Annotated in this window: 22 protein-coding genes, 6 tRNA genes and 1 pseudogene; 19 read left to right on the top strand and 10 right to left on the bottom strand. The window is 61.5% G+C overall.

The window, feature by feature from the left end; translation table 11 throughout:
- Nucleotides 1-90: 90 nt before the first annotated feature.
- Nucleotides 91-1110, bottom strand: a complete 1020-nt coding sequence (locus tag B3361_RS12390) for an outer membrane protein assembly factor BamD (RefSeq protein ID WP_286920235.1) — start codon at nucleotides 1108-1110, stop codon at nucleotides 91-93.
- Between the two features lie 147 nt (nucleotides 1111-1257).
- Here B3361_RS12390 and rluD point away from each other — a divergent pair, with 147 nt between their 5' ends.
- The 8 genes from rluD to B3361_RS12350 all read left to right on the top strand — a co-directional run bounded on the left by rluD (nucleotide 1258) and on the right by B3361_RS12350 (nucleotide 6601).
- Complete coding sequence (gene rluD / locus B3361_RS12385) at nucleotides 1258-2220, top strand: 23S rRNA pseudouridine(1911/1915/1917) synthase RluD (RefSeq protein ID WP_009683007.1); 963 nt, start codon at nucleotides 1258-1260, stop codon at nucleotides 2218-2220.
- Nucleotides 2217-2957 carry a peptidoglycan editing factor PgeF gene (pgeF, locus tag B3361_RS12380; RefSeq protein ID WP_054903877.1) on the top strand — a complete coding sequence of 247 codons (741 nt, stop codon included), beginning with the start codon at nucleotides 2217-2219 and terminating at the stop codon, nucleotides 2955-2957. Before rluD ends, pgeF begins: the two co-directional genes overlap by 4 nt.
- A 172-nt stretch (nucleotides 2958-3129) precedes the next feature.
- Complete coding sequence (gene clpB, locus B3361_RS12375; protein WP_009683005.1) at nucleotides 3130-5694, top strand: ATP-dependent chaperone ClpB; 2565 nt, start codon at nucleotides 3130-3132, stop codon at nucleotides 5692-5694.
- A gap of 464 nt (nucleotides 5695-6158) precedes the next feature.
- A tRNA-Asn gene (locus B3361_RS12370) sits at nucleotides 6159-6234 on the top strand.
- Nucleotides 6235-6237: 3 nt separating this feature from the next.
- Nucleotides 6238-6314, top strand: a tRNA-Pro gene (locus tag B3361_RS12365).
- 6 nt (nucleotides 6315-6320) lie between these two features.
- Nucleotides 6321-6396, top strand: a tRNA-Lys gene (locus B3361_RS12360).
- Nucleotides 6397-6443: 47 nt separating this feature from the next.
- A tRNA-Pro gene (locus B3361_RS12355) sits at nucleotides 6444-6520 on the top strand.
- A 5-nt stretch (nucleotides 6521-6525) separates the two neighbouring features.
- Nucleotides 6526-6601 (top strand) — tRNA-Lys (locus B3361_RS12350).
- A 185-nt stretch (nucleotides 6602-6786) separates the two neighbouring features.
- Here the strand turns inward: B3361_RS12350 and B3361_RS12345 are convergent.
- From B3361_RS12345 to B3361_RS12335, 3 genes are all read right to left on the bottom strand, one after another.
- A complete protein-coding gene (locus B3361_RS12345) occupies nucleotides 6787-8082 on the bottom strand; it encodes an NAD(P)/FAD-dependent oxidoreductase (protein WP_009683004.1) in 1296 nt (431 codons plus the stop codon).
- Between the two features lie 84 nt (nucleotides 8083-8166).
- Complete coding sequence (locus tag B3361_RS12340; protein WP_033744188.1) at nucleotides 8167-8340, bottom strand: DUF3094 family protein; 174 nt, start codon at nucleotides 8338-8340, stop codon at nucleotides 8167-8169.
- 133 nt (nucleotides 8341-8473) lie between these two features.
- Nucleotides 8474-9103 carry a DUF1780 domain-containing protein gene (locus B3361_RS12335; protein ID WP_054903878.1) on the bottom strand — a complete coding sequence of 210 codons (630 nt, stop codon included), beginning with the start codon at nucleotides 9101-9103 and terminating at the stop codon, nucleotides 8474-8476.
- Nucleotides 9104-9234: 131 nt separating this feature from the next.
- Between B3361_RS12335 and B3361_RS12330 the strand changes: the two genes are divergently transcribed.
- Nucleotides 9235-9918 (top strand): energy-coupling factor ABC transporter permease, encoded by a 684-nt coding sequence (locus tag B3361_RS12330; protein WP_054903879.1) that lies wholly within the window; start codon nucleotides 9235-9237, stop codon nucleotides 9916-9918.
- Nucleotides 9919-9969: 51 nt separating this feature from the next.
- On the opposite strand, the gene yacG is transcribed toward B3361_RS12330, so the two are convergent.
- The 4 genes from yacG to B3361_RS12310 are packed head-to-tail and all read right to left on the bottom strand — an operon-like array spanning nucleotide 9970 to nucleotide 12867.
- Nucleotides 9970-10170 carry a DNA gyrase inhibitor YacG gene (gene yacG / locus B3361_RS12325; protein WP_009683001.1) on the bottom strand — a complete coding sequence of 67 codons (201 nt, stop codon included), beginning with the start codon at nucleotides 10168-10170 and terminating at the stop codon, nucleotides 9970-9972.
- Complete coding sequence (coaE, locus tag B3361_RS12320; protein WP_054903880.1) at nucleotides 10167-10790, bottom strand: dephospho-CoA kinase; 624 nt, start codon at nucleotides 10788-10790, stop codon at nucleotides 10167-10169. The genes yacG and coaE overlap by 4 nt, the downstream gene beginning before the upstream one ends.
- Nucleotides 10790-11656, bottom strand: coding sequence for a prepilin peptidase (locus B3361_RS12315; RefSeq protein ID WP_054903881.1), 867 nt, complete (start codon nucleotides 11654-11656; stop codon nucleotides 10790-10792). The genes coaE and B3361_RS12315 overlap by 1 nt, the downstream gene beginning before the upstream one ends.
- Before the next feature lie 2 nt (nucleotides 11657-11658).
- A complete protein-coding gene (locus B3361_RS12310) occupies nucleotides 11659-12867 on the bottom strand; it encodes a type II secretion system F family protein (protein WP_054903882.1) in 1209 nt (402 codons plus the stop codon).
- A gap of 215 nt (nucleotides 12868-13082) precedes the next feature.
- On the opposite strand from B3361_RS12310, the gene B3361_RS12305 reads away from it, so the two are divergent.
- The 10 genes and pseudogenes from B3361_RS12305 (at nucleotide 13083) to B3361_RS12260 (ending at nucleotide 19092) form a co-directional block, all read left to right on the top strand.
- The gene (locus tag B3361_RS12305; protein WP_029884908.1) at nucleotides 13083-13493 is read left to right on the top strand and encodes a pilin; all 411 of its coding nucleotides are present in this window, start codon (nucleotides 13083-13085) and stop codon (nucleotides 13491-13493) included.
- A gap of 71 nt (nucleotides 13494-13564) precedes the next feature.
- Nucleotides 13565-13639 (top strand) — tRNA-Thr (locus B3361_RS12300).
- A gap of 341 nt (nucleotides 13640-13980) precedes the next feature.
- On the top strand, nucleotides 13981-14385 hold the full coding sequence (locus B3361_RS12295; protein WP_054903891.1) for an Arm DNA-binding domain-containing protein: 405 nt from the start codon (nucleotides 13981-13983) through the stop codon (nucleotides 14383-14385).
- A gap of 153 nt (nucleotides 14386-14538) precedes the next feature.
- Entirely contained in the window at nucleotides 14539-14766 is a 228-nt protein-coding gene (locus tag B3361_RS12290; RefSeq protein ID WP_054903892.1) for a hypothetical protein, read from the top strand.
- Nucleotides 14767-15221: 455 nt separating this feature from the next.
- On the top strand, nucleotides 15222-15686 hold the full coding sequence (locus tag B3361_RS12285) for a helix-turn-helix domain-containing protein (RefSeq protein WP_054903893.1): 465 nt from the start codon (nucleotides 15222-15224) through the stop codon (nucleotides 15684-15686).
- Nucleotides 15686-15916, top strand: a pseudogene (locus B3361_RS12280) (PIN domain-containing protein); the annotation flags it as partial. The gene B3361_RS12285 and the pseudogene B3361_RS12280, both read left to right, overlap by 1 nt.
- Nucleotides 15917-16302: 386 nt before the next feature.
- Entirely contained in the window at nucleotides 16303-16530 is a 228-nt protein-coding gene (locus tag B3361_RS12275; RefSeq protein WP_054903894.1) for a hypothetical protein, read from the top strand.
- A 305-nt stretch (nucleotides 16531-16835) separates the two neighbouring features.
- Nucleotides 16836-17291, top strand: coding sequence for a GFA family protein (locus B3361_RS12270; RefSeq protein WP_082414524.1), 456 nt, complete (start codon nucleotides 16836-16838; stop codon nucleotides 17289-17291).
- Between the two features lie 474 nt (nucleotides 17292-17765).
- Nucleotides 17766-17993 carry a hypothetical protein gene (locus B3361_RS12265; RefSeq protein WP_054903896.1) on the top strand — a complete coding sequence of 76 codons (228 nt, stop codon included), beginning with the start codon at nucleotides 17766-17768 and terminating at the stop codon, nucleotides 17991-17993.
- Nucleotides 17994-18315: 322 nt separating this feature from the next.
- The gene (locus B3361_RS12260; protein ID WP_286920234.1) at nucleotides 18316-19092 is read left to right on the top strand and encodes a hypothetical protein; all 777 of its coding nucleotides are present in this window, start codon (nucleotides 18316-18318) and stop codon (nucleotides 19090-19092) included.
- A gap of 47 nt (nucleotides 19093-19139) precedes the next feature.
- Here the strand turns inward: B3361_RS12260 and B3361_RS12255 are convergent, their stop codons facing one another.
- Together B3361_RS12255 and B3361_RS12250 are read right to left on the bottom strand one after the other, a co-directional pair.
- Nucleotides 19140-20525 carry a GntP family permease gene (locus tag B3361_RS12255; RefSeq protein ID WP_009686077.1) on the bottom strand — a complete coding sequence of 462 codons (1386 nt, stop codon included), beginning with the start codon at nucleotides 20523-20525 and terminating at the stop codon, nucleotides 19140-19142.
- A gap of 268 nt (nucleotides 20526-20793) precedes the next feature.
- A complete protein-coding gene (locus B3361_RS12250) occupies nucleotides 20794-22239 on the bottom strand; it encodes a PAS domain S-box protein (protein ID WP_054903898.1) in 1446 nt (481 codons plus the stop codon).
- Nucleotides 22240-22366: the final 127 nt, after the last annotated feature.

Here is a 22366-nt window from a genome sequence, read left to right as displayed (position 1 = left end):
GGGCGTGCCCGCGAAGGGTCGCAAAACGGCCCCAAATTACTTAACTGACGGGTATTGGCCCAAGGCCTCCCTTTCATTTACCGCGGTCGGTCAATCGAACAGACCAAAGGTCATGTAGCTGAACCAGGAGCGGTCTTTCTCGGCCTCTTTCGGGCCCTCGGGCACGATCGGGTCGCCGTTTTCATCCTTGGGCAGCAGCTCTTGCGGCATCTCGTCGCGCGCGTCCTGGAACTGCTTGACCACGTCCTGGTTGGCGCGGGTTTCACCCGGCGGCAGCGGCGTGTCGGTCTCGATCAGGCCCAGGGTGGCCTTGGACAGCCAGCCGCGGCCGTCAGACTCGGTCTGCTTGGGCTGGAACTCGCCATCGACCAGGCTTGGGTGGTCTGGGTAGTTGAGCTTGAGGGTTTCCAGGCTGGTGGCGGCCAGTTCGTCCAGGTGCATCTTTTGGTACGACTCGACCATTACCGCCAGGCCGTCGCCGACCGAGGGGGTTTCCTGGAAGTTCTCGACCACGTAGCGGCCACGGTTGGCGGCAGCTACGTAAGCCTGGCGGCTCAGGTAGTAGTCGGCCACGTGGATTTCGTACGACGCCAGCAGGTTGCGCAGGTAGATCATGCGCTTCTTGGCATCGGGCGCGTAGCGGCTGTTGGGGAAGCGGCTGGTCAGCTGGGCGAACTCGTTGTACGAGTCGCGGGCAGCACCCGGGTCACGCTTGGTCATGTCCAGCGGCAGGAAGCGCGCCAGCAGGCCACGGTCCTGGTCGAACGAGGTCAGGCCCTTGAGGTAGTAGGCGTAGTCCACGTTCGGGTGCTGCGGGTGCAGGCGAATGAAGCGCTCGGCAGCCGACTTGGCCGCTTCGGGCTCGGCGTTCTTGTAGTTGGCGTAGATCAGCTCGAGCTGCGCCTGGTCGGCATAACGGCCGAACGGGTAGCGCGACTCCAGGGCCTTGAGCTTGTTCACGGCGCTGGTGTAGCTGGAGTTGTCCAGATCAGCCTGGGCCTGCTGGTACAGCTCGGCCTCGCTGAGGTTCTCGTCGATGACTTCCTTATTCGAGGAACAGGCCGCGGTGAGCCCAAGGATGGCGATCAGCAGCAGGTGTTTCACTTGCATGGCGGCTTGCGTCCCTTTGACGGCCGCTGTTTTGGGCGGTGCCGTCCTGTTATGATGAGCGCCCCGGCCAACCCCGGGACAAAAGAAGCCGTATTTAACCACAAGCTCGCAGCCGAAACCAAAGGCTGTGCGCCCGCCGAATCGAGCATGTCCGAGATCATTCAACTTAGCGCAGAGGTCCCGTCCGAATTGGGCGGCCAACGCCTCGACCAGGTCGCCGCCCAATTGTTCGCCGAGTACTCGCGTTCGCGGCTAACTTCGTGGATCAAAGAGGGCCGCCTGACGGTCGATGGTGCCGTCGTGCGCCCTCGCGACCTCGTTCACGGTGGCTCCCAGCTTGCCCTGCAGGCCGAACAGGAAGCCCAGGGTGAGTGGGTAGCAGAAGATATCGAACTGGATATCGTCTACGAAGACGACCACATCATGGTCATCAACAAGCCTGCCGGGCTGGTCGTGCACCCGGCTGCCGGGCACGCCAGCGGCACCCTGCTCAATGCGCTGCTGCACCACGTGCCAGACATCGTCAACGTACCGCGTGCGGGTATCGTTCACCGCCTGGACAAGGACACCACCGGGCTGATGGTGGTGGCCAAGACCCTGCAGGCGCAGACCAAGCTGGTCGAGCAGATGCAGGCGCGCAAGGTCAGCCGCATTTATGAGTGCATCGTCATCGGCGTGGTCACCGCCGGTGGCAAGATCGACGCCCCGATCGGTCGCCACGGCGGCATGCGCCAGCGCATGGCGGTCACCGACGGCGGCAAGCCAGCCGTCAGCCACTACCGGGTGCTCAAGCGCTTCCGCTCGCACACCCATGTACGGGTCAAGCTGGAAACCGGCCGCACCCACCAGATCCGCGTACACATGGCCCATGTGGGCTTTCCGCTGGTCGGCGACCAGACCTACGGTGGCCGCTTCCGCATTCCGCCGGCTGCCAGCCCAACCATGGTCGAGGCAGTGAAAAGCTTCCCGCGCCAGGCGCTGCACGCGCGGTTCCTTGCCCTGGCCCACCCGATCACCGGTGAAGTCATGAAGTGGGAGTCGCCACTGCCCGACGACTTCGTCTGGTTGCTGTCGCTGCTCAACCAGGACCGTGAGAGCTTCATCGGATGAGTGACCTGGCGCAGACGCTGCTGTTTCCCGACTGGCCAGCCCCGGCCTCGGTACGCGCCTGTGTCACCACCCGTCAGGGCGGTGTGAGCCTGCCGCCCTACGCCACGTTCAACCTGGGTGACCATGTGGGGGATGACCCTGCCGCGGTTGCCGAAAACCGTCGCCGCCTGCGCGAGCAATTCGCCATCCAGCCAGCCTGGCTCAAGCAGGTGCATGGGCTGGAGGTGGCGGATGCCAACCCGGCCCTGGTAGCCGAGGCCGATGCCAGCTGCACCAGCCAGCCCGGCATTGCCTGCACCGTGATGACGGCCGACTGCCTGCCTGTACTGTTCTGTGACCGTGCGGGCACCCGCGTGGCGGCGGCGCATGCGGGCTGGCGCGGGCTGGCGGGTGGCGTGCTGGAAGCCACCCTCGACCGCCTGGCGCTGGCGCCCCAGGAGGTGCTGGTGTGGCTGGGGCCGGCGATCGGGCCCAAGGCTTTCGAAGTGGGGCTGGAAGTGCGCGATGCCTTTACTGCCGTGCACCCTGAAGCCGCCCGGGCTTTTGTCGAGGGCGAGCGGCCAGGCAAGCTGATGGCAGACATCTACGAATTGGCGCGCATTCGCCTGGCGGCCCGTGGGGTATCGGCTGTTTATGGCGGTGGCTGGTGCACGGTCAGTGACGAGCGGTTTTTCTCCTACCGCCGTACGCCGCAGGGTGGCCGCTTCGCTTCGCTGGTGTGGTTGCAGCCGCTCTAGCCTTGATGGGCACCGCCTGCCCCAAGCGCTAATCCAACCCGTTGATCCCGGTCAACCCCGCTACGCTTGAATCTTCCAGAATCAGCCTTATCTATAAAGGCATCTCAGGCAGGTTTCTTTATAAACAGGCGCTGTCCATCGCTCCGACCTGCCCTTTAAAGGAAGGTACACCATGCGAATAGACCGTTTGACCAGCAAGCTGCAACTTGCAATATCCGATGCCCAATCCCTGGCCGTAGGCATGGACCACCCTGCCATCGAGCCCGTGCACCTGTTGCAGGCATTGCTCGAACAGCAGGGCGGCTCGATCAAGCCACTGCTGATGCAAGTGGGCTTCGATATCAATAGCCTGCGCCAGGCACTGGTGAAAGAACTCGACCAGCTGCCGAAAATCCAGAACCCCACCGGCGACGTCAACATGTCGCAGGACCTGGCGCGCCTGCTCAACCAGGCCGACCGCCTGGCCCAGCAAAAGGGCGACCAGTTCATTTCCAGCGAGCTGGTGTTGCTGGCCGCCATGGACGAGAACAGCAAGCTGGGCAAGTTGCTGCTCAGCCAGGGTGTCAGCAAAAAGGCCCTGGAAAATGCCATCAACAACCTGCGCGGTGGCGCGGCGGTGAATGACGCCAACGCCGAAGAGTCACGCCAGGCGCTGGACAAGTACACCGTCGACCTGACCAAGCGTGCCGAAGAAGGCAAGCTGGACCCGGTCATTGGCCGCGACGACGAAATCCGCCGTACGGTGCAGGTGCTGCAACGCCGTACCAAGAACAACCCGGTGCTGATCGGCGAACCCGGCGTGGGCAAGACCGCCATCGCCGAGGGCCTGGCCCAGCGCATCATCAATGGCGAAGTGCCCGACGGCCTGAAAGGCAAACGCCTGCTGGCGCTGGACATGGGCGCGCTGATTGCGGGTGCCAAGTACCGCGGTGAGTTCGAGGAGCGCCTGAAAGGGCTGCTGAACGAGCTGTCCAAGCAGGAAGGCCAGATCATTCTGTTCATCGACGAACTGCACACCATGGTTGGCGCCGGCAAGGGCGAGGGTGCCATGGACGCAGGCAACATGCTCAAGCCGGCCCTGGCCCGTGGCGAACTGCACTGCGTGGGCGCCACTACGCTGAACGAGTACCGCCAGTTCATCGAGAAAGACGCCGCCCTGGAGCGCCGCTTCCAGAAAGTGCTGGTAGAGGAACCGAGCGAAGAAGACACCATCGCCATCCTGCGTGGCCTGAAAGAACGCTATGAAGTGCACCACAAGGTGGCCATCACCGACGGTGCCATTATCGCTGCGGCCAAACTCAGCCACCGCTACATCACCGACCGTCAGTTGCCGGACAAGGCCATTGACCTGATCGACGAAGCGGCCAGCCGCATCCGCATGGAGATCGACTCCAAGCCGGAAGTGCTCGACCGCCTCGATCGCCGCCTGATCCAGTTGAAAGTGGAATCGCAGGCGCTGAAGAAGGAAGAAGACGAGGCAGCGAAAAAGCGCCTGGAGAAGCTGACCGAAGAAATCGAACGGCTGGAGCGCGAGTATTCCGACCTGGAAGAAATCTGGGCTTCGGAGAAAGCCGAAGTACAGGGCTCGGCGCAGATTCAGCAAAAGATCGAGCAGGCCCGCCAGGAGCTGGAAGCTGCCCGCCGCAAGGGCGACCTGAGCCGCATGGCCGAGCTGCAGTACGGGGTAATCCCGGACCTGGAGCGCAGCCTGCAGATGGTCGACCAGCACGGCAAGACCGAGAACCAGTTGCTGCGCAACAAGGTGACCGAGGAAGAGATTGCCGAGGTGGTGTCGAAGTGGACCGGTATTCCGGTATCCAAGATGCTGGAGGGCGAGCGCGAAAAACTGCTGAAAATGGAAGCGTTGCTGCACCAGCGCGTGATCGGGCAGGGCGAAGCGGTAACCGCCGTGGCCAATGCTGTGCGCCGCTCACGTGCTGGGTTGTCCGACCCCAACCGGCCAAGTGGTTCGTTCCTGTTTCTGGGCCCTACCGGTGTGGGCAAGACCGAGCTGTGCAAGGCACTGGCCGAGTTCCTGTTCGACACCGAAGAGGCCATGGTCCGCATCGACATGTCCGAATTCATGGAGAAACACTCCGTGGCTCGCCTGATTGGTGCGCCACCCGGGTACGTAGGGTACGAAGAGGGCGGTTACCTGACCGAGGCGGTACGGCGCAAGCCCTACTCGGTGGTGCTGCTGGACGAGGTGGAGAAGGCCCACCCGGATGTGTTCAACGTGTTGCTGCAGGTGCTGGAAGACGGCCGCCTGACCGACAGCCACGGGCGCACCGTGGACTTCCGCAATACGGTGATCGTGATGACCTCCAACCTGGGCTCGGCACAGATCCAGGAGCTGGTCGGCGACCGCGAGGCACAGCGTGCGGCAGTGATGGATGCAGTAGGGGCGCACTTCCGTCCGGAGTTCATCAACCGTATCGACGAAGTGGTGGTGTTCGAGCCGCTGGGCCGCGAGCAAATTGCCGGCATTACCGAGATACAGCTGGGCCGCCTGCGCAGCCGCCTGCTGGAGCGCGAGTTGTCGCTGAGCCTGAGCCCGGAAGCGTTGGACAAGCTGATCGCCGTGGGTTACGACCCTGTCTACGGTGCCCGCCCGCTGAAACGGGCGATCCAGCGCTGGATCGAAAACCCGCTGGCGCAATTGATCCTGGCAGGCAAGTTCATGCCGGGTACCGCGATCACTGCCAAGGTGGAAGGCGACGAAATCGTCTTTGGCTGACCTGCTTCACCATGAGCCCCGCGTTTGCGGGGCTTTTTTTTTGCCTGGCTGCCTGCGCTGGCCTGTTAGGGGGTCATACGTTTACCTGCAGCCTTGAAGCCTGCGCATAACCCTGGAGGAGCGGGTTCACCCGCGAAGAAGCCGGCACCGCCCCAGCAAATTCGGGCTTTCCCAGCCTGTCTGGATAACCCGCTGAAATTTTTGAAATTTTTGCTTGCATCAAAAAACGAGTGCCCCTAATATACGCCGCGTTGTCAGGCACTAAGCGAATCATCAGCAGTAACGATGGCCGCAAAACAACTTACAAATCAGTAAGTTGAATGAAAAAAAGTGGTTGACAAGCAAAACGAAGAATGTAGAATAGCCGGCCTCAGCAGCTACAACGCGAAAGCAGCGAAGCTCAAGAGTCCGAAGCGAACACAGTCTTCGGAGTAGCAAATCGAAAAGTAGTACCGAAGTTCAGTTCCGCGATAGCTCAGTCGGTAGAGCAAATGACTGTTAATCATTGGGTCCCTGGTTCGAGTCCAGGTCGCGGAGCCATCTCGGGGTGTAGCGCAGTCCGGTAGCGCGCCTGCTTTGGGAGCAGGATGTCAGGAGTTCGAATCCCCTCACCCCGACCATTTTCCGGGTCGTTAGCTCAGTTGGTAGAGCAGTTGGCTTTTAACCAATTGGTCGTAGGTTCGAATCCTACACGACCCACCATGTAAAGAAGGGCATCTCAAAGAGATGCCCTTTTTTTTGAAAGACCTCGGGGTGTAGCGCAGTCCGGTAGCGCGCCTGCTTTGGGAGCAGGATGTCAGGAGTTCGAATCCCCTCACCCCGACCATTTTTGGGTCGTTAGCTCAGTTGGTAGAGCAGTTGGCTTTTAACCAATTGGTCGTAGGTTCGAATCCTACACGACCCACCATGCAAAACAGGGCATCTCCTACGAGATGCCCTTTTTCTTTGCCTCGGGAAAATGCACCCTTGCCTTGTTGGAGCGGGTAAAACCCGATCCAACAAGGGGCAAACCAAGGCCTTGAGCCTGTTGCAGCCTCTGGGGCGGGCTGGCCGGCGATGAGGCCTGTACAGGCAGCCTCTATTGCATGTGTGTCAGTGCAACTTCAACCGCGGCTCGGTACCCCGGCCAATCTTGCTGCCCAACATCATCAATGCCGTACGGAAGAACCCGTACAACGCCATCTGGTGCATGCGGTACAGCGACACATAGAACATCCGCGCCAGCCAGCCTTCCAGCTTCACGCTGCCCATCAGGTTACCCATCAGGTTGCCCACCGCCGAGAAACGCGACAGTGAAACCAGCGAGCCGTAGTCCTTATAGGCATACGTGGGCAGCGGCTTGTTCTCCAGCCGTGCTTTAAGGCTTTGCGCCAGCATCGACGCCTGCTGGTGCGCTGCTTGCGCGCGTGGCGGTACATTGCGGTCGCTGTCTGGCTGCGGGCACGCCGCACAGTCGCCAAAGGCGAAAATGTTGTCGTCGCGGGTGGTTTGCAGGGTAGGGCGTACCACCAGCTGGTTGATGCGGTTGGTTTCCAGGCCATCGATGTCCTTGAGGAAACCGGGCGCACGGATACCGGCCGCCCACACCTTCAAACTGGCCTGGATCACCTCGCCGTCCTTGGTTTTCAGGCCGTCTTCGGTGACTTCGCTGACAGCGGCATTGGTCATTACCTTGACCCCGAGTTTTTCCAGGGTCTTGTGCACCGGTACGCTGATGCGCTCCGGTAGCGCCGGCAGAACGCGCGGGCCGGCCTCGATGATGGTGATGTGCATGTCCTTGGGCTGGATGCGGTCCAGGCCATAGGCCGCCAGCTCGTGGGCCGCGTGGTGCAGCTCGGCCGCCAGCTCCACACCGGTGGCGCCCGCACCCACAATGGCTACGCTGATTTTCTCGCTGGCCACGTCGCCGGCGTGGGCACGCAGGTAGTGGTTGAGCAGTTGCTGGTGGAAGCGCTCGGCTTGCTTGCGGGTGTCCAGGAACAGGCAGTGCTGCGCCGCGCCCAGGGTGCCGAAGTCGTTGGTATTGGAGCCCACGGCAATGACCAGAGTGTCGTAACCCAGGGTACGTGCAGGCAACAGCTCGCGGCCCTCTTCGTCCAGGGTGGCGGCCAGTTGGATCTGCTTGCCTTCACGGTCCAGGCCGCTCATGCGCCCCAGCTGGAAGTTGAAGTGGTTCCACTTGGCCTGGGCCACGTAGTTCAGTTCGTCTTCCGAGGAGTTCAGCGAGCCGGCGGCCACTTCGTGCAGCAATGGCTTCCAGATGTGCGTGAGGTTGGTGTCGACCAGGGTGACATCGGCCTGCTTGCGCTTGCCCAGGGTTTTACCCAGGCGGGTCGCCAGTTCCAGGCCGCCGGCGCCGCCGCCGACAATCACGATGCGATGAGTCATGGGGATATCTCATAAGGTTTACGGAATGCTTGCCCTTTGGGGGCGGCCGCAAACTGCACGAGGGGAGGGCGAGCGCAAGGCAGCTCATAGCACCAGTCCACTCAGCAGGCGGCTGACAAGGCCCAACCCGATGGTCACGGCCACCACCAGCACAAGGAGCAGCCATGGCCGGAAGGGCCGGCGCTCGACTTGGTGCTGAGGGGCTCGCAGATACTCATCGACACGACGCTGATCTTCCGGGTTCAGGCGGCTGGTCATGGTAGGGCCTCGTCAGGTAGACGTAAGAGACTGCACAAACGCTACAGCGTTCGTGCAAGCGCTTGAAACAAATGATAATGCTTTCTATCCCTGGCGCCGAGTGTACGCCATCGCAAACACTCGCTGCACTGGATCAAAGACTGATGCCAACGTCGAAGACGATGCTGCGCCCCAGGTTGCTGCGCAGGAAATCCGGCGCATCGGGGTGGGCGAACAGCACGCGGGCAAAGGTTGGCCCGACCAGCGATAGCGAGCGCCAGCCCTGGCGCAGGTATTCGGTGGGCGGCGGGAAGTGGGTGTTCAGGTCCAGCACCTCGCGCTTGAGGCTGGAAAACGCAATGATGTCCAGATCGTTCAGCTCCAGCCCGCGCTCGCGGTAATTGCGCGCCTTCTTGCGCAAGGTGGGCGCCAGCCGCCCGAGCAGTTCGGTGGCACTGATGCGCCGTGGGCGGGCTTCGCGGCGCACCAGTTGCGCCAGGGAAAATGCACTGCGCCGGCGCTGCAGCTCCTCGCGCCATTCATCATTCAGGCGGCGGCCCTCGTCGAGCACGAAAAACACCTCGAAGGCGGCGTCGCGAAACAGCACGTCGGGCGGCTCTTGCCCGGCCGGGGTGAAGTCTTCGCTGCGGTAGGGAATGTTCAGCCCCTGCAACAGGCGCTGGCACACCCACCGCTCCCGCTCCCACTTGCGGGCGTTGGAGAGGAAGGCATTGGCTTGTTCGGCCTGAATGGTCAGCAGGCGCAGGTAGTCGGAGTCATCCATGCACACAAGCTTAGCCGTTAATCGATGACAGCAAGAGGCACGCATGCGGCCGCAGGCCATCCGCCGCAAAGGGGCCGGGAAGTTTGCGTGTACACTGCCCTTATCCACAGGCCGGCAGGGGGCATTATTCAGTGATCAGCGCACAGGTGTTGTCTGGCACCACCCTGAGCCTTGGCTGGCTGGGTTACGTGCCGCTGCTGGCCTGGGCCGCCAGCCAGGTTCGCTGGGTGGAACTGCTTGCCGACCGGCGCCGCCAGCACCTGCTGTTTGGCACGGTGTTCTGCCTGTTCGCGTTGTGGCTGGTAAGGCGCGATTTCGATACCGGCGTGGCGTACCACTTCATCGGCATGACGGCGGTTACCCTGTTGCTGGACTGGCCACTGGCCGTGCTGGGTGGTTTCATGGCCCAGCTGGGCCTGCTGGTGCTGGGGCGCCAGGACCTGGCGGCGTTGGGGGTCAATGGTCTGTTGCTGGTGGGTTTGCCGGTGCTGATCACCGAGGTGTGCGCCCTTGTAGTGGAGCGGGCACAACCGCGAAACCTGTTCGTCTACATCTTCTGCTCAGGGTTTTTCCCTGCCGCACTCACGGTGCTGGTCTGCGTGCCGGTGGCGCTAGGGCTATTGTGGCTGGACGGGCGCTTTGCGCTGCCAGAGTGGCTTGGCGACTTTGTCGGTTACCTGTGGCTGATGATGTTCCCCGAAGCGTTCATCAACGGCATGGTGATCAGTGCGTTGGTGGTGTTTTGCCCGGACTGGCTGGAAACCTTCAACCGCACCCGGTATTTGCAGGCGCCGTGGAAGGACGATGAGCACTGAGCCCGCAGGCTAGGCCGGTGCATCATCGCCTGGCCCGGCAGGTGGATCAGTTCAATGCCGCGACTCCAGGTCGCCTGAATACAGCTCGTCCTCGGACTCCTGCGCCCCAGGAATCTTGTGTTCCTCCGCAGCCCAGGCACCCAGGTCGATCAGCTTGCAGCGGTCTGAGCAGAACGGCCGGAACGCGCTTTTCTCGGTCCATTCCACAGGTGCGCCACAGGTCGGGCAATCGACGGTCAATGGCTGGCTCATGGCTGGCCTCCTTTCAAAGTCAGGTAAAAGTGGTGCAGGCGGTCAACCTGCTCATGCAGCGCGGCGAGGTCGCCGTCATTGACCAGCACATCGTCGGCATGGCGCAAGCGTTCCTCACGGGCCAGTTGGGCCTTCAGGATCGCCTGCACCTGCTCGGTACTGGTGTTGTCCCGGGCCAGGGTACGCGCCACTTGCAGCGCCTGCGGCGCATCGATCACCAGCACGCGCTGGGTCTTGTGGTGCTGCCCCGACTCGATCAGCAGCGGCGACACGTAGATCGCATACGGCGACTCTGCCTTGGCCAGGTAGCTGAAAATCTCTTGCCCGATCAGCGGGTGCAGCAGTTGCTCCAACCATTTGCGCTGCGCGGGGTCGGCGAAAATCAGCTGGCGCAGCGCGGCACGGTCGAGCTGGCCATCGGCCTGCAGCACCCCCGCGCCAAAGCGCTCGACAATGCTGGCCAGGGCCGGGCGGCCAGGCTCGACCACCCAGCGTGCGGCCTGGTCGGCGTCGACCAGGTGCACGCCAAGCTCGACGAAGCGCTCGGCGGCGGCGCTTTTGCCGCTGCCAATGCCGCCAGTCAGGCCGAGAATCCAGGGGGTAAACGCCGCAGTGGTCATCAGTATCCCAGCAGTTGCAGGTAAGAGGCGTATATTTCATCACCCCAGAGCACGGCAATCCACCCCGCAATGGCCAGATAAGGGCCAAACGGCATCGCCGTGCCTAGTGCGTGCCGGTGCAAATGCAACAAGCTCAGGCCCACCAGCGCCCCGACCACCGACGACAACAGCAGCGTCAACGGCAGCACCTGCCAGCCACCCCAGGCGCCGATCAGCGCCATCAGCTTGAAGTCGCCATAACCCATGCCTTCCTTGCCGGTGACCAGCTTGAACAGCCAGTACACCGACCACAGGCAGAGGTAACCCGCCACCGCCCCCCATACCGCACTGCCCAGCGGCACATACACGGCAAAGGCGTTGACGATCAGCCCCAGCCACAGCATCGGCAGCACCAGTACGTCCGGCAACAGCTGGTGATCGGCATCGATCAGGCTCAGGGCCAGCAGGCACCAGGTCAAGGGCAATGCCAGCAATGCCTCGGCTGACGCACCAAAACGCCAGGCCACCAGCAGCGACAGCAGCGCACTGGCCACTTCCACCAGTGGGTAACGCGGGCTGATGCGGGCCTTGCAGGCAGAGCAGCGCCCACGCAAGGCCATGTAGCTGAGCACTGGAATGTTTTGCCACGGGCGAATCGGATGTGCGCACTGCGGACAGCGCGAACCGGGCAGGCACAGGTCGAAGCGCGGGTGCTGCGTAGTCGGCAGCCCCAGAACCTGCTGCGCTTCACGCTGCCATTGGCGCTCCAGCATGATTGGCAGGCGGTACACCAGCACATTGAGAAAGCTGCCTACCAGCAGGCCGAGCACGCTCGCCAGGGTATAGAAGTACGCCGGCTGTTCAGCCAGCAAGGTCCATAAAGTCATGTTCAGATCAAGCTACCCAACTGGAAGATCGGCAGGTACATCGCCACTACCAGGCCACCCACCAGCAAGCCCAGGACCAGCACGATGGCCGGCTCCAGCAAGCTGGTCAACTGGTCCAGCGCCTGGCTGACCTGTTCCTCATAATGGCTGGCGGCTTTGTCCAGCATCGTGTCCAGCGTGCCGCTGGCTTCACCGATGGCCGTCAGTTGCACCAGCAAGGGCGGAAACAGCGGCTCACCTGCCATCGCCTGGTTCAGCCCCTGCCCATTGGCCATACCCTGGCGCAAGCGCAGCACCGCCTGTTCATGCAACTGGCCCCCGGTTACCCGCGCCACCGTACCCAGGGCATCCAGCAAGGGCACCCCGGCCCCATAAGCGGTTGCCAGGCTACGCGCAAAGCGCGCCAACGCCGCCTGCCCCAGCAGCGTGCCGAATACCGGCAAGCCCAACACCAGGCGGCCGAGCCACAACCGCGCAGGCGCATGCCGGCGGCACAGCTGGCGCCCGGCAAAACCTAGCACCAGGCCCAGCGCCAGCAACATCGGCGCAAACCGGCCGAACCCTGTGGACAAGTCGATCACCCACTGGGTAAATGCCGGCAATTGCGCGCCCATGCCTGCGAACATGTCCTCGAACCTGGGTATTACCTCCAGCAACAACACCGCCGACACGCCCAACCCGGTCAGCAACAGCAGCAACGGGTAGACCATCGCCTTGCGCACCTTCTTCTGCAGCGCCCGCCGCTGTTCCAGCATGCCTGCCAGCTGCTCCAGCTGCCGGTCCAGCGTGCCCGACTGTTCGCCCACCCGTACCAGGTTGCAGTACAGCGCATCGAACCAGCCTGGGTGGCGTTGCAATGCATTCGCCAGCCCCATGCCCGCAGCTACATCCTGTTTCAATCTAACCAGCAGCGCAGCCAGGGCGGCACCACAGCCACTGCGCCCCATCACCTCGAACGCCTGCAACAGCGGCACCCCGGCCTTGAGCATGGTCGCCAATTGCCGGCTGAAACCCGCCGGGTCGGCCTTTTCCCGCCGCTTTGGCAGCTTGAGGCCGAGCGCGCTGGCCGGCCGCAAACTGGCCACGTTGATGCCTTGGCGAATCAACCCGGCACGTACATGGGCCGGGCTGGGCCCAGGCGTTTGGCCACTGACCGGCGCGCCGTTGGCGTCGGTGCCGTGCCAGCTGTAGAGGGGGGTGGAAGTGGTCATGCGAAGGTCCTTTTGTTGCCCGTGCGACAAGCCTGGAAACAGCTTGCCGCGCCTATGCCAGGGCGCGCGTCCATGATGCTCACTAGAGTAGTTCAGCGATGATGAAGCCCAAGCAGGCAGGGGTGACAAAAGGTGACTGTTCAGGCCTACTGCGCCGCTGTCGCTTGGGGCGAGATTGACCCTAACGAGTACGCGTATCAAAAAGGAAACTGTTCATGAAAGGGCAACGCGGTATCACCCTGATCGAACTGATGATCGTTGTGGCGATCATCGGCATTCTGGCGACCATCGCCTTACCGATGTACACCAACCACCAGGCCCGCTCCAAGGCCGCGGCCGGCTTGCTGGAAATCAGCGCCCTGAAAACGGCGATGGACCTGCGCCTGAACGACGGCAAGGATGTAGCCGGCGTAGCCGAACTGGGCGGCCAGCCGGCAACGGCCCATTGCGCGATCACCGCCAACGGCAAGGCGGCCGATAGCAGCGGCAGCCTGGTTTGCACCCTGGTGGACGCACCGGCCACCGTGCTGGGCAAGGCCCTGACGTTGACCCGCTCGGCGACGGGCTGGGCGTGCACCACCGACATCGAAGAAGACCTGGCGCCGAAGGGCTGCAAGGGGGCCTGAGGGCAGGGCAATAAAGTAGTGGAAACAGAGGTTTGCGTAACGGGTGCGAGCAGTGGTACGTTGCGCTACACGCCGGTGTAGCTCAGTCGGTAGAGCAGCGCACTCGTAACGCGAAGGTCGCAGGTTCGATTCCTGTCTCCGCACCACATCCAGCTCCACTGCATTCCGCTGAGTGCGTTGGAAGCCCTCTAAACCGGCCTTCTGGCCAATGCCAGTCAGTTGAGTAATTTGGGGCCGCTTTGCGACCCTTCGCGGGCACGCCCGCTCCCACAGGGGTCGCGCATTTCTTGCGTTCACCGCCAAACGTGTGGGAGCGGGCATGCCCGCGAAGGGCTGCAAAGCAGCCCCAGTAACGCTCAACTGACAGGCATTACCCTTCTGGCTGGTTTTTTGTCTCCAAGACCCTCCGTCGGGAACCAACTAAATCCCTAATAACCGGGGTTTTTTTTGGGGTACAGCGTCTTTCCTGAGTGGAGAACGTACCCCTATGCCACGCCTAGCTATTCCGCTCAGCGACCTCAAATCCCGCACGGCCAAACCGAGTGATCGCGCCTACAAACTGTTCGACGGCGGGAGCATGTACCTGTACGTCACGCCCGCTGGTTCGAAGACTTGGCGGCTGCGGTATTTCAAATCCAGCGGCAAGGAAGGCACGCTGATCATCGGCAAGTACCGCATCGTTTCGTTGGCTGTCGCGAGAACCAAGCGCGATGAGGCCAAGGCTCTGTGGCTCGATAACCTTGATCCGATGGAGGAAAAGCAGAAGGCCAAGATTGCAGCTCAGCGGGCGACTCTTCTGTTTGAAACCGTCGCTCTGGAGTGGCATGTCGAAATGTCCCGGCGCTTCGCCAACCTGCGTACAGCTGCCACCCTAACCGTTTGGCGACGGTGAGGGCGGTGCTTCAATCGAAAAGGAAAGCATGCATGCACACTTCAAATCTATTCAGAATCCCCGCATTCGTTCCCCACCGTCGTTTCTCGAAGGCTTTCAGCGACATCGCTGTCAATGCAGCGGGCCTTAGCTTCCTCCACCAGGGGGTGCGCCATGTCTGACCAAGAACGCCTCTCCACCCTCCAAAGCTACGCCTGGACCCTCGAACTGCTAGGTGAAGCCTTGGTCCAGCACGACGAAATGCTGGAATGCGAACACAACCCGCGTCTGAGCTTTCGCAATACTGCCGGCATCCATCAGGCGATCCGGATCATCAGCCGGTTGGCCAGCGAGCAGTGTGGCAAGGTAATGGAGCAAGCCGGGCGCGCCTCGACCGATTAGCACAGTCATGGCTTGCTGGAGAGCGTCGTGGACGTTTTCACGACCTCGGGCGCCCCGGCGAGAGAGTGCCGTAGCGTGCACATTGTTGATCCGGACGTTTCCAGAGCGTCGAGCCTGATCAAGAAAGGCATGAACATGTGCGCGCGGGATCTCGGCACCAATGCTCAACAGTCGTCTCTTCCCGGCGGTGGTCATCGAGTGTTGCCTTGACCTAGTTGGGGCGCTGATGTCCGGCCCTGTCCGTTGATTGGACCACTTCGGATCGCACTCTGGCCCTTCACCCTCAGCGGAACCACAGGCCTGAGGAAGCTGTGGGTACCAGCCACTAGCTCATGATCATGCTTGAGCCGGCGCCGAGCCTTGTTTCGTTTGTTTCGTTTCGTTTATTTCGATTATAAGATCTAAACCTGCCGTATGAGACGCCAGGAATTTCAAGTCGCTTTTGGAGACACATCATGACTACCGCCGATCTCGCTCGAAGCATCCTTCCAGATGAGAAAGCGATCGCCGCGGCTACTGAATCAAGCCGCCAGATCGCTGCTTTTGTTTCGTCGAAACTGGATATTCAGCGTATTGAGCTGATTGATGAAGCCCAGCAACGCCAAGTCGTTGAGCTACCGACGTTCGCTCTTAGACTGCTCGGGGACATTCTTAACGAACTGGCTCTAGGTAACACCGTGAAAGTAGTGCCGGTTCACGCAGAACTGACTACTCAAGAAGCCGCCGACATGCTCAACGTGTCGCGTCCGCATCTTGTCAAGCTACTGGACGAGGGTCAGATTCCACACACAAAAACCGGCAGCCACCGTCGTATCAAGTTCACCGATGTCATGGCGTTCAAGGCCGAACGTGACAGAGTGAGCCAAGCCGCCATGGAAGAACTGGCTGCACAAGCCCAAGTGCTCAATATGGGGTATTAATGAGGCATTCATCGTTCACTGTTATCTATGACGCCTGTGTGTTGTACCCAGCCCCTCTGCGTGATTTGCTGATGCACCTGGCCTTGACCGGCGCTTATCGAGCGCGCTAGTCCGCGCAGATTCATGATGAATGAACGCAAAATGTGCTGATAAATCGTTCTGACCTGACTAAAGCTCAGCTTGATCGTACTGTTGTAGCCATGAACCGGGCAGTACCTGATTGTCTTGTGAATGTGAGGCTAAATTTCCTGATCACGAAAAAACCGTGACCGGGCGTTGGAACCCGTTGGTAAACTTGGCGTACGCACTCGGCGCCGCTGCACCACAGCTGGCGCTTTTTTGTGCTTGCCGTGCTGTGACATGGCGGCTGTGTGCGGGCAGGCTTCGGCCTGGCCGGGTTTCCAAGTTTCCCGGTATTCCTACCCCGCACACAGCTGCCACCCAATCCCGTAGGAAGGATCGTGGTAGCTCCAATCAAAACTTGGAGCTTCATGCATGTTTATCTCAAGCCTGATCTGGATCCTCGCATCCGTTCCCCTCCGTCATTCATTTGCTGCTATGCGTGACCTCGCTGATAGCAATGCCGGCTGTGTCTCAACCCGTTCAGAGGTGCGCCATGTCTGACCAAGAACGCCTCTCCACCCTCCAAAGCTACGCATGGACCCTCGAACTGCTAGGCGAAGCCTTGGTCCAGCACGACGAAATGCTGGAATGCGAACACAACCCGCACCTGAGCTTTCGCAATACGGCCGGCATCCATCAGGCGATCCGGATCATCAGCCGGTTGGCCAGCGAGCAGTGTGGCAAGGTAATGGAGCAAGCCGGGCGCGCCTCGACCGATTAGCAGAGTCATGGCTTGCTGGAGGGCGTCGTGGTCGTTTTCACGACCTCGGCAGCCCCGGCGAGAGAGAGCCGTAGCGTGCACATTGTTGATCCGGACGTTTCCACAGCGTCGAGTCTGGTCAAGTCCGGCATGAACACCAGCTTTGCGCTTGCTGTCGTGGCAACAGGATTTTCGATCCATACCGCCTGCTAGGTGGGGCAGGGGGAGAAATGGAATTCGTAGTACGCTCCAATGACTAGGTATTTCCAATACATCTGGCTTGTTCCCTGAATCGCCAGGTTTGCCTTTCAATCGGGAGAAACGCCATGACGAATAAAAACAACGATAACCGCCCTGTCTACCAAGCAGCGTGCCATTGCGGCACCGTGCGTTTCTCACTGCGGTTGACCGATGGTCTGTGTACCGCACGCAGGTGCAACTGCTCGCTGTGCCGTATGCGTGGGGCGGTGGCGGTGTCGGTCAATCTGGGCGATATCACGGTCACCCAAGGTGAAGAGGCGCTGACGCTCTATCAGTTCCACACCCGGGAAGCTAAGCACTACTTCTGCTCGAAATGCGGCATCTACACCTTCCACCAGCGGCGTTCCTCTCCGGACCAGTATGGGGTGAACGTTGCGTGTATCGAAGGGATGAGCCCGTTCGATTTTGCAGAGGTGGCGGTCAGCGAAGGGCGTGTTCATCCCAAGGATCGGGTGGGGGGTGGCGCGGAGGTTGCGGGGTGGGTGCGGTATGCAGCTAACCCGGCCAGTGATCACGGCTGAGGGATGGTCGCTTGCTCTGCGTGTTGCCTATATCAGGGCGCTCTCCTACGACGCGCGTGCCCATTTCGTACCTGTAGAAACTTGCGAAAACCATCACCCGGGAATAAAGTCCCCCCGTCGCCGAAGCATCGGCGATGCGACCTTGGCCGGTCGGAATCGGAAGGCGCATCAGCGCCCAATCATCATCGCAGGCGCTTTTTTGTGCTTGCGATGGCGCGTTATGGCGGTGGTGCGCGGGACACCTTCGGGTGTGCCGGGCTCCTTTCGTCCCGGTCGGCCAACCCGCGTACTGCTGCCACCTTAACTTGCTTGGCCGCGAGCGGTGGCAGTTCCATCACGAAAGGAACTCATGCATGACCACCGTAAATCCGTCGCAGATCCACGTATCCGTTCCCCGCCGTCGTTTATCGACGGGCCTCAATAATCTAGCTGCCGCCAGGCCAGGCTTCATCTCTGGCTCTCTGGAGGTGCGCCATGCCTGATCATGAACGCCTGTCTACCCTCCAAAGCTACGCCTGGACGCTCGAACTGTTAGGCGAGGCCTTGGTCCAGCATGATGAAATGCTGGAGTGCGAACACAACCCACGCCTGAGCTTTCGCAATACTGCCGGCATCCACCAGGCGATCCGGATCATCAGTCGCTTGGCCAGTGAGCAGTGTGGCAAGGTGATGGAGCAAGCCGGGCGTACGCCGGCTGACTAGCGGGGGCCCTGGCTCGTTGGCGGGCATGGGCATCGCCCATGTTCGCGTGAGCCTTTGAGATCTGACTTGCGCCTAAACCGGGCAGGGGTAGGTTTTCAAACATCCCCGGCAGGCCTTACACAGGTCCAGCCCAGCCCGTGCAGGCCAGCTCGAAAGGCACCAGACTGACGCCATAGCGGGTAATGAACGGCGAGTCCGAGGCTGGCAGTGGGGCCGCTTTGCGGCCCATCGCGACGCAAGGCCGCTCCTACAGGGTGAGGTGGCGACGCAAGGGAATAGCAAATGGCTCAAGTTGAGTGGAGCGCTTGCGCCGCTCTCGGGCATGGTAATCAGGCAAGGCGCACTGCCAGCACTTTGCAGTAACCATTCACTGGCCAATGCCAACTGCCGAGGATTTTGCATGGATCAGAACAGAGACAGCCTGAAAACAACCAACCCTATCGCCGGGCTGCCGGGGGCAGTATTCGAGAAAGCCTGGGAGGTGCGCTGGGCCCTGAAACTCACCTACGTGTGCCTGTTCATGGATATGGCTTTCATGACAGCCCTAGGGACCACTCTGCTGGATTTCTCGGGGAACATGGCTACGGTTTGGGGGAATATCGGGCGGATCTTTGTGAGTGTCGTGGTGTTTTGCCTGGCCGTGTCGGTGTGCGTTCCAGTGCTTGCGCAGGTCGCGGTCATGCTTGGTTCCTACATCCCTTGGCACTGGCTACAGAGCCGGCGCGATTACTCCCTGCTGCACAATCACGTGACCTATAGCGCCTTGAAAGAGCACAGCCTTCGTGAAGGCAATGAGTTCCTGTTTAACTACTGGCGCAGCAAGAGCCAGCAACGGGAGGTGTGGCGTCAGCAGCGCTACCAGGCCGGTGTCCTGGTATTCGGGCTGGTAGTGATGGCCATTGCCAACGCCAATGTCGGGGCGCATTACCAGTTGCCTGGCTTGATGCATCAGGTCACCGAGCTGATTGGCTGGGAGGGCTATCTGGTGCTGGGGGGCGTTACGCTCTGCCTGTTGCACTGGGCGTGGTGGGCTGCGGATGAGATTGGCCAGATCTACTACCCGCCCTTGGCAGAAAAGCTGAGGGAGCGCGGCTACTGACGCCAGGGCATGTGAGCCAGGATAACTGGCTCACCCGCTCATCCGGCTCAACCCACCGCAACCGCCGCATTCAGCACCAACACCACGATCAACCCCACCACCGCCACGATCGACTGCACCACCGAGATGGTCTTGGTCGCTTCCCCCATGGTCATGCCAAACGACTCTTTCACCATCCAGAAACCGGCATGGTTGGCGTAGTTGAAGAACAGCGAACCGCAGCCGATGGACAGGGCCAGCAAGGGCAGGTTCAGGCTGGGGTCGGCACCTGCCAAGGGGGCCAGCAGGCCGGCAGCGCCGACGATGCCAACGGTGGCCGAGCCGGTCGACACCGACAGCAGCATGGCGATCAGCCACCCCAGAATCAACGGCGGGAATGCCGATTGCTGGGTCAGGTGCACGATGGCATCGCCAACCTTGGCGCTGGTCAGCATCTCCTGGAAAGCGCCGCCGCCGGCAATGATCATGATGATCGAGGCAATCGGCTTCAGGCTTTTGCCCAGCGCATCGCGCAACTGCTCGGCGTTGCCACCGCGCGCCAGTACCAGGCTGAAGCCTGCGAACAGCACGCCCAGCAGCATGGCGATCAGTGGGTTGCCAAGGAAGCTGGCCAATTCCAGCAGCGCATTGCCCTTGGGCAGCAGCATTTCGGCAACGGCGTGCACCAGCATCAGGATCGCCGGCAGCAGCGCGGCCAGCATGCCGATCAATACACCGGGGCGGGGTTGGCCGTCGGCCTGCTCAGCCAGGGTGAACTGGTCCAGCAGTGCCTGATCGGGGCGGGTGCTCATGCGCCGGGAAATGAACATGCCGTACAACGGGCCGCCCAGGACCATGGCAGGGATCGCGGCAAGGAAGCCGTAAAGCATGGTCGGCCCGACCGAGGTCTTGAGCACGGCAATGGCGGTCAGTGGGCCAGGGTGCGGAGGGACCATGCCATGCATGGCCGCCAAGGCAGAAATCACTGGCACACCCACGTACACATAGGCAGAGCCCTTGAAGCGCGCCTTGCCCTCCAGCTTGCGTGCCACGCTGAAAATCAACGGCAGCATGATCACCAGGCCCACCTCGAAGAACATCGGGATGCCGATGACGAAGGCCACCAGCATCATCGCCCAGGGGATCAGCCGGTCGGGGGTGCGTTTGAGGATCACATCGGCGACCTGTTCGGTAACGCCAGCATCCGCCAGGATCTTGCCCAGCATGGCGCCAAGGGCAATCACCACCCCGACCGCACCCAGTGTCTTGCCAGCACCGGTGAGCAGGTGCGAAACGATACTGCCGGGTTGCATATGGGTCGCGAAGCCCACGCCAATGGACACCACCAGCAGGGCCAGAAGCGGGTGCATCTTCAGGCGCGATACGATCAGCGCCACCAGCACCAGAACACTGACCAGGGCGGTCAGCAACAGCTGAATATCTAAGGGAGTCATGCAAGGAGTCTCGGTTGGGCAGGCGCGTCAGCGGCAAACAGAAGGTGCAGGCAGGGCAATCAAATGTGCGGGCTGGCCAGCATGCAAAGGCATCGGGACGGGGAGTGCGGTCATGGAACGATTCACCTTGTTATTTGGTCATCTATATGAATCTGCCCAGAGTATTTGCGGTCAACCGGGATACTGTCAAGGGTAGGGCCTGGCAGCGGCAGCGCCAGGCCCAGCCGCGAACAACCCATCAGGTACTGAACAAACGCCGTTCCCGCGCTCACACGATCGCTTCACTGCGGCTGTGCACATCGAGCTTGGAATAAACCGTTGCCACGTGGTTGCGCACCGTGTTCAGCGCCAGGTTCAGGCGCGCCGCAATCTCCTTGTCGGCCAGCCCTTCGCAGATAAGCGCCAGCACATCCCGCTCGCGGCGGGTAAGGTCGGTGAACGAGGCATCGGGCAACCGGCCGGTGTTGATACGTTTGGCATTGGCCAGCTTCTCGATCAAGGTCTGGCTGAACCACGATGCATCCTGCATGACGGTCTCGATCGCCTCGACCAGTTCCAGCTCCGAGCGCTTGCGCTCGGTGATGTCCATCAGCACCAGCAGGTAGCACGGGGTGTCCAGCAGGCTCACGGTGTCGGCTTGCAGCATGCAGTCGAGCGGGTCGTCACCTTTCTTGCGCAGCTTCACATCCAGCGCCTCGATACGCCCGCTCTTTTCCAGCGCATCGAACACCTGCGCTGCCACCCCGCGGTCGGCAAAGAAGTCGATTTCGGCCACGGTTTTCCCGATCAGCTCCTGGGCGGTGTAGCCCAGGCTGTCGAGGAACGCTTCGTTGGCATCGATCAGTTGCTGCTTGTCGGCGCTGCACAGCAAGGTCGGCACCGGGCTCAGGCGAAACGCCTTGGCAAAGCGCTCTTCACTCTGGCGCAGGGCGTTCTCCGCCTTGCGCCGGGGCTCCAGGTCGGTGAACGAAAACAGCATGCAATCCTCTTCGTGCATGTCCAGCGGCTGCCCGGCCACGATCACCAGCTTGGTGCCGCCCTCTGGCAAGCGCAGCTCGGCCTGCATCTGCGGGATGGTCGCGCCTTCTATCAGGCGCTCGATCGCCAACTCCTTGCGCTCGGCGTTTTCCAGCACGTCCACTTCATACACCGAGCGGCCAATGACGTTTTCCCGCACATGCCCGGTCATTTCCAGAAAGCCCTGGTTCACCTTGATGAAGCGCAAGTCGCTGAGGCGGCAGATAACGGCGGGGGCAGGGTTGGCGTTGAAGGTTTTTTCAAAGCGCTGCTCTGCGCTGGCCCACTCGGTAGCGTCGGCCAGTATCAGCACCAACGATTCGGCCTCGCCCTTGCTGTCTTCCAGCACCATGCTGCGCACCCGGTGTACCCGGCTGCGCGCCTCCTCATCGCCAACCGGCGAAACCTCGACCACCACATCGCTGAACACCTGCCCCGCCGCCACGCGGGCAATGGGGTACTGGTCGGCTTCCAGTGGATGGTTGTTGCGGTAGCGCAGGGCAAAGCGCTGGCGATAACCCTCGGCGTCACCGCCCAGCTGTTCCAGGCTGTCGACCCCGTGCATGCGCAGGGCGGCTTCGTTGGCCCAGATGATCGTCTGGTCCACTTCCAGCAGCATCACGCCATCCGAAAGCCCGGCAATTATCTGCTGCAGCTGGCGGCGGTTGGTTTCACGGGCAAGCACGGCGTCGCTCATGGGCGTCCCCCGGTCGGTAATGGCTGGTGTGGTGACTGGCGTTGAGCATAAACGCAGCAGGCACCGGCAGATTGGTGCCAATGCACTAGTGCGGGTGGGGCAGATGCATCAATACACCCTTGCATGG

Source organism: Pseudomonas sp. UBA6699 (assembly GCF_002454615.1).
GTDB lineage: Bacteria > Pseudomonadota > Gammaproteobacteria > Pseudomonadales > Pseudomonadaceae > Aquipseudomonas > Aquipseudomonas juntendi.
The sequence above is the reverse complement of the archived record's forward strand: the minus strand, read 5'-3'. Positions and strand labels throughout refer to the sequence as shown.

Excerpts from the sequence above, each read along its gene's own strand:
- B3361_RS12285 (WP_054903893.1), top strand. The coding sequence starts at position 15,222 with ATGACTACCGCCGATCTCGCTCGAAGCATCCTTCCAGATGAGAAAGCG.
- B3361_RS12265 (WP_054903896.1), top strand. The coding sequence starts at position 17,766 with ATGCCTGATCATGAACGCCTGTCTACCCTCCAAAGCTACGCCTGGACG.
- B3361_RS12390 (WP_286920235.1), bottom strand. The coding sequence starts at position 1,110 with ATGCAAGTGAAACACCTGCTGCTGATCGCCATCCTTGGGCTCACCGCG.
- B3361_RS12270 (WP_082414524.1), top strand. The coding sequence starts at position 16,836 with ATGACGAATAAAAACAACGATAACCGCCCTGTCTACCAAGCAGCGTGC.
- clpB (WP_009683005.1), top strand. The coding sequence starts at position 3,130 with ATGCGAATAGACCGTTTGACCAGCAAGCTGCAACTTGCAATATCCGAT.
- B3361_RS12250 (WP_054903898.1), bottom strand. The coding sequence starts at position 22,239 with ATGAGCGACGCCGTGCTTGCCCGTGAAACCAACCGCCGCCAGCTGCAG.
- B3361_RS12315 (WP_054903881.1), bottom strand. The coding sequence starts at position 11,656 with ATGACTTTATGGACCTTGCTGGCTGAACAGCCGGCGTACTTCTATACC.
- yacG (WP_009683001.1), bottom strand. The coding sequence starts at position 10,170 with ATGAGCCAGCCATTGACCGTCGATTGCCCGACCTGTGGCGCACCTGTG.
- B3361_RS12340 (WP_033744188.1), bottom strand. The coding sequence starts at position 8,340 with ATGACCAGCCGCCTGAACCCGGAAGATCAGCGTCGTGTCGATGAGTAT.
- coaE (WP_054903880.1), bottom strand. The coding sequence starts at position 10,790 with ATGACCACTGCGGCGTTTACCCCCTGGATTCTCGGCCTGACTGGCGGC.
- B3361_RS12295 (WP_054903891.1), top strand. The coding sequence starts at position 13,981 with ATGCCACGCCTAGCTATTCCGCTCAGCGACCTCAAATCCCGCACGGCC.
- B3361_RS12305 (WP_029884908.1), top strand. The coding sequence starts at position 13,083 with ATGAAAGGGCAACGCGGTATCACCCTGATCGAACTGATGATCGTTGTG.
- B3361_RS12335 (WP_054903878.1), bottom strand. The coding sequence starts at position 9,103 with ATGGATGACTCCGACTACCTGCGCCTGCTGACCATTCAGGCCGAACAA.
- B3361_RS12310 (WP_054903882.1), bottom strand. The coding sequence starts at position 12,867 with ATGACCACTTCCACCCCCCTCTACAGCTGGCACGGCACCGACGCCAAC.
- B3361_RS12260 (WP_286920234.1), top strand. The coding sequence starts at position 18,316 with ATGGTAATCAGGCAAGGCGCACTGCCAGCACTTTGCAGTAACCATTCA.
- rluD (WP_009683007.1), top strand. The coding sequence starts at position 1,258 with ATGTCCGAGATCATTCAACTTAGCGCAGAGGTCCCGTCCGAATTGGGC.
- B3361_RS12290 (WP_054903892.1), top strand. The coding sequence starts at position 14,539 with ATGTCTGACCAAGAACGCCTCTCCACCCTCCAAAGCTACGCCTGGACC.
- B3361_RS12255 (WP_009686077.1), bottom strand. The coding sequence starts at position 20,525 with ATGACTCCCTTAGATATTCAGCTGTTGCTGACCGCCCTGGTCAGTGTT.
- B3361_RS12275 (WP_054903894.1), top strand. The coding sequence starts at position 16,303 with ATGTCTGACCAAGAACGCCTCTCCACCCTCCAAAGCTACGCATGGACC.
- pgeF (WP_054903877.1), top strand. The coding sequence starts at position 2,217 with ATGAGTGACCTGGCGCAGACGCTGCTGTTTCCCGACTGGCCAGCCCCG.
- B3361_RS12345 (WP_009683004.1), bottom strand. The coding sequence starts at position 8,082 with ATGACTCATCGCATCGTGATTGTCGGCGGCGGCGCCGGCGGCCTGGAA.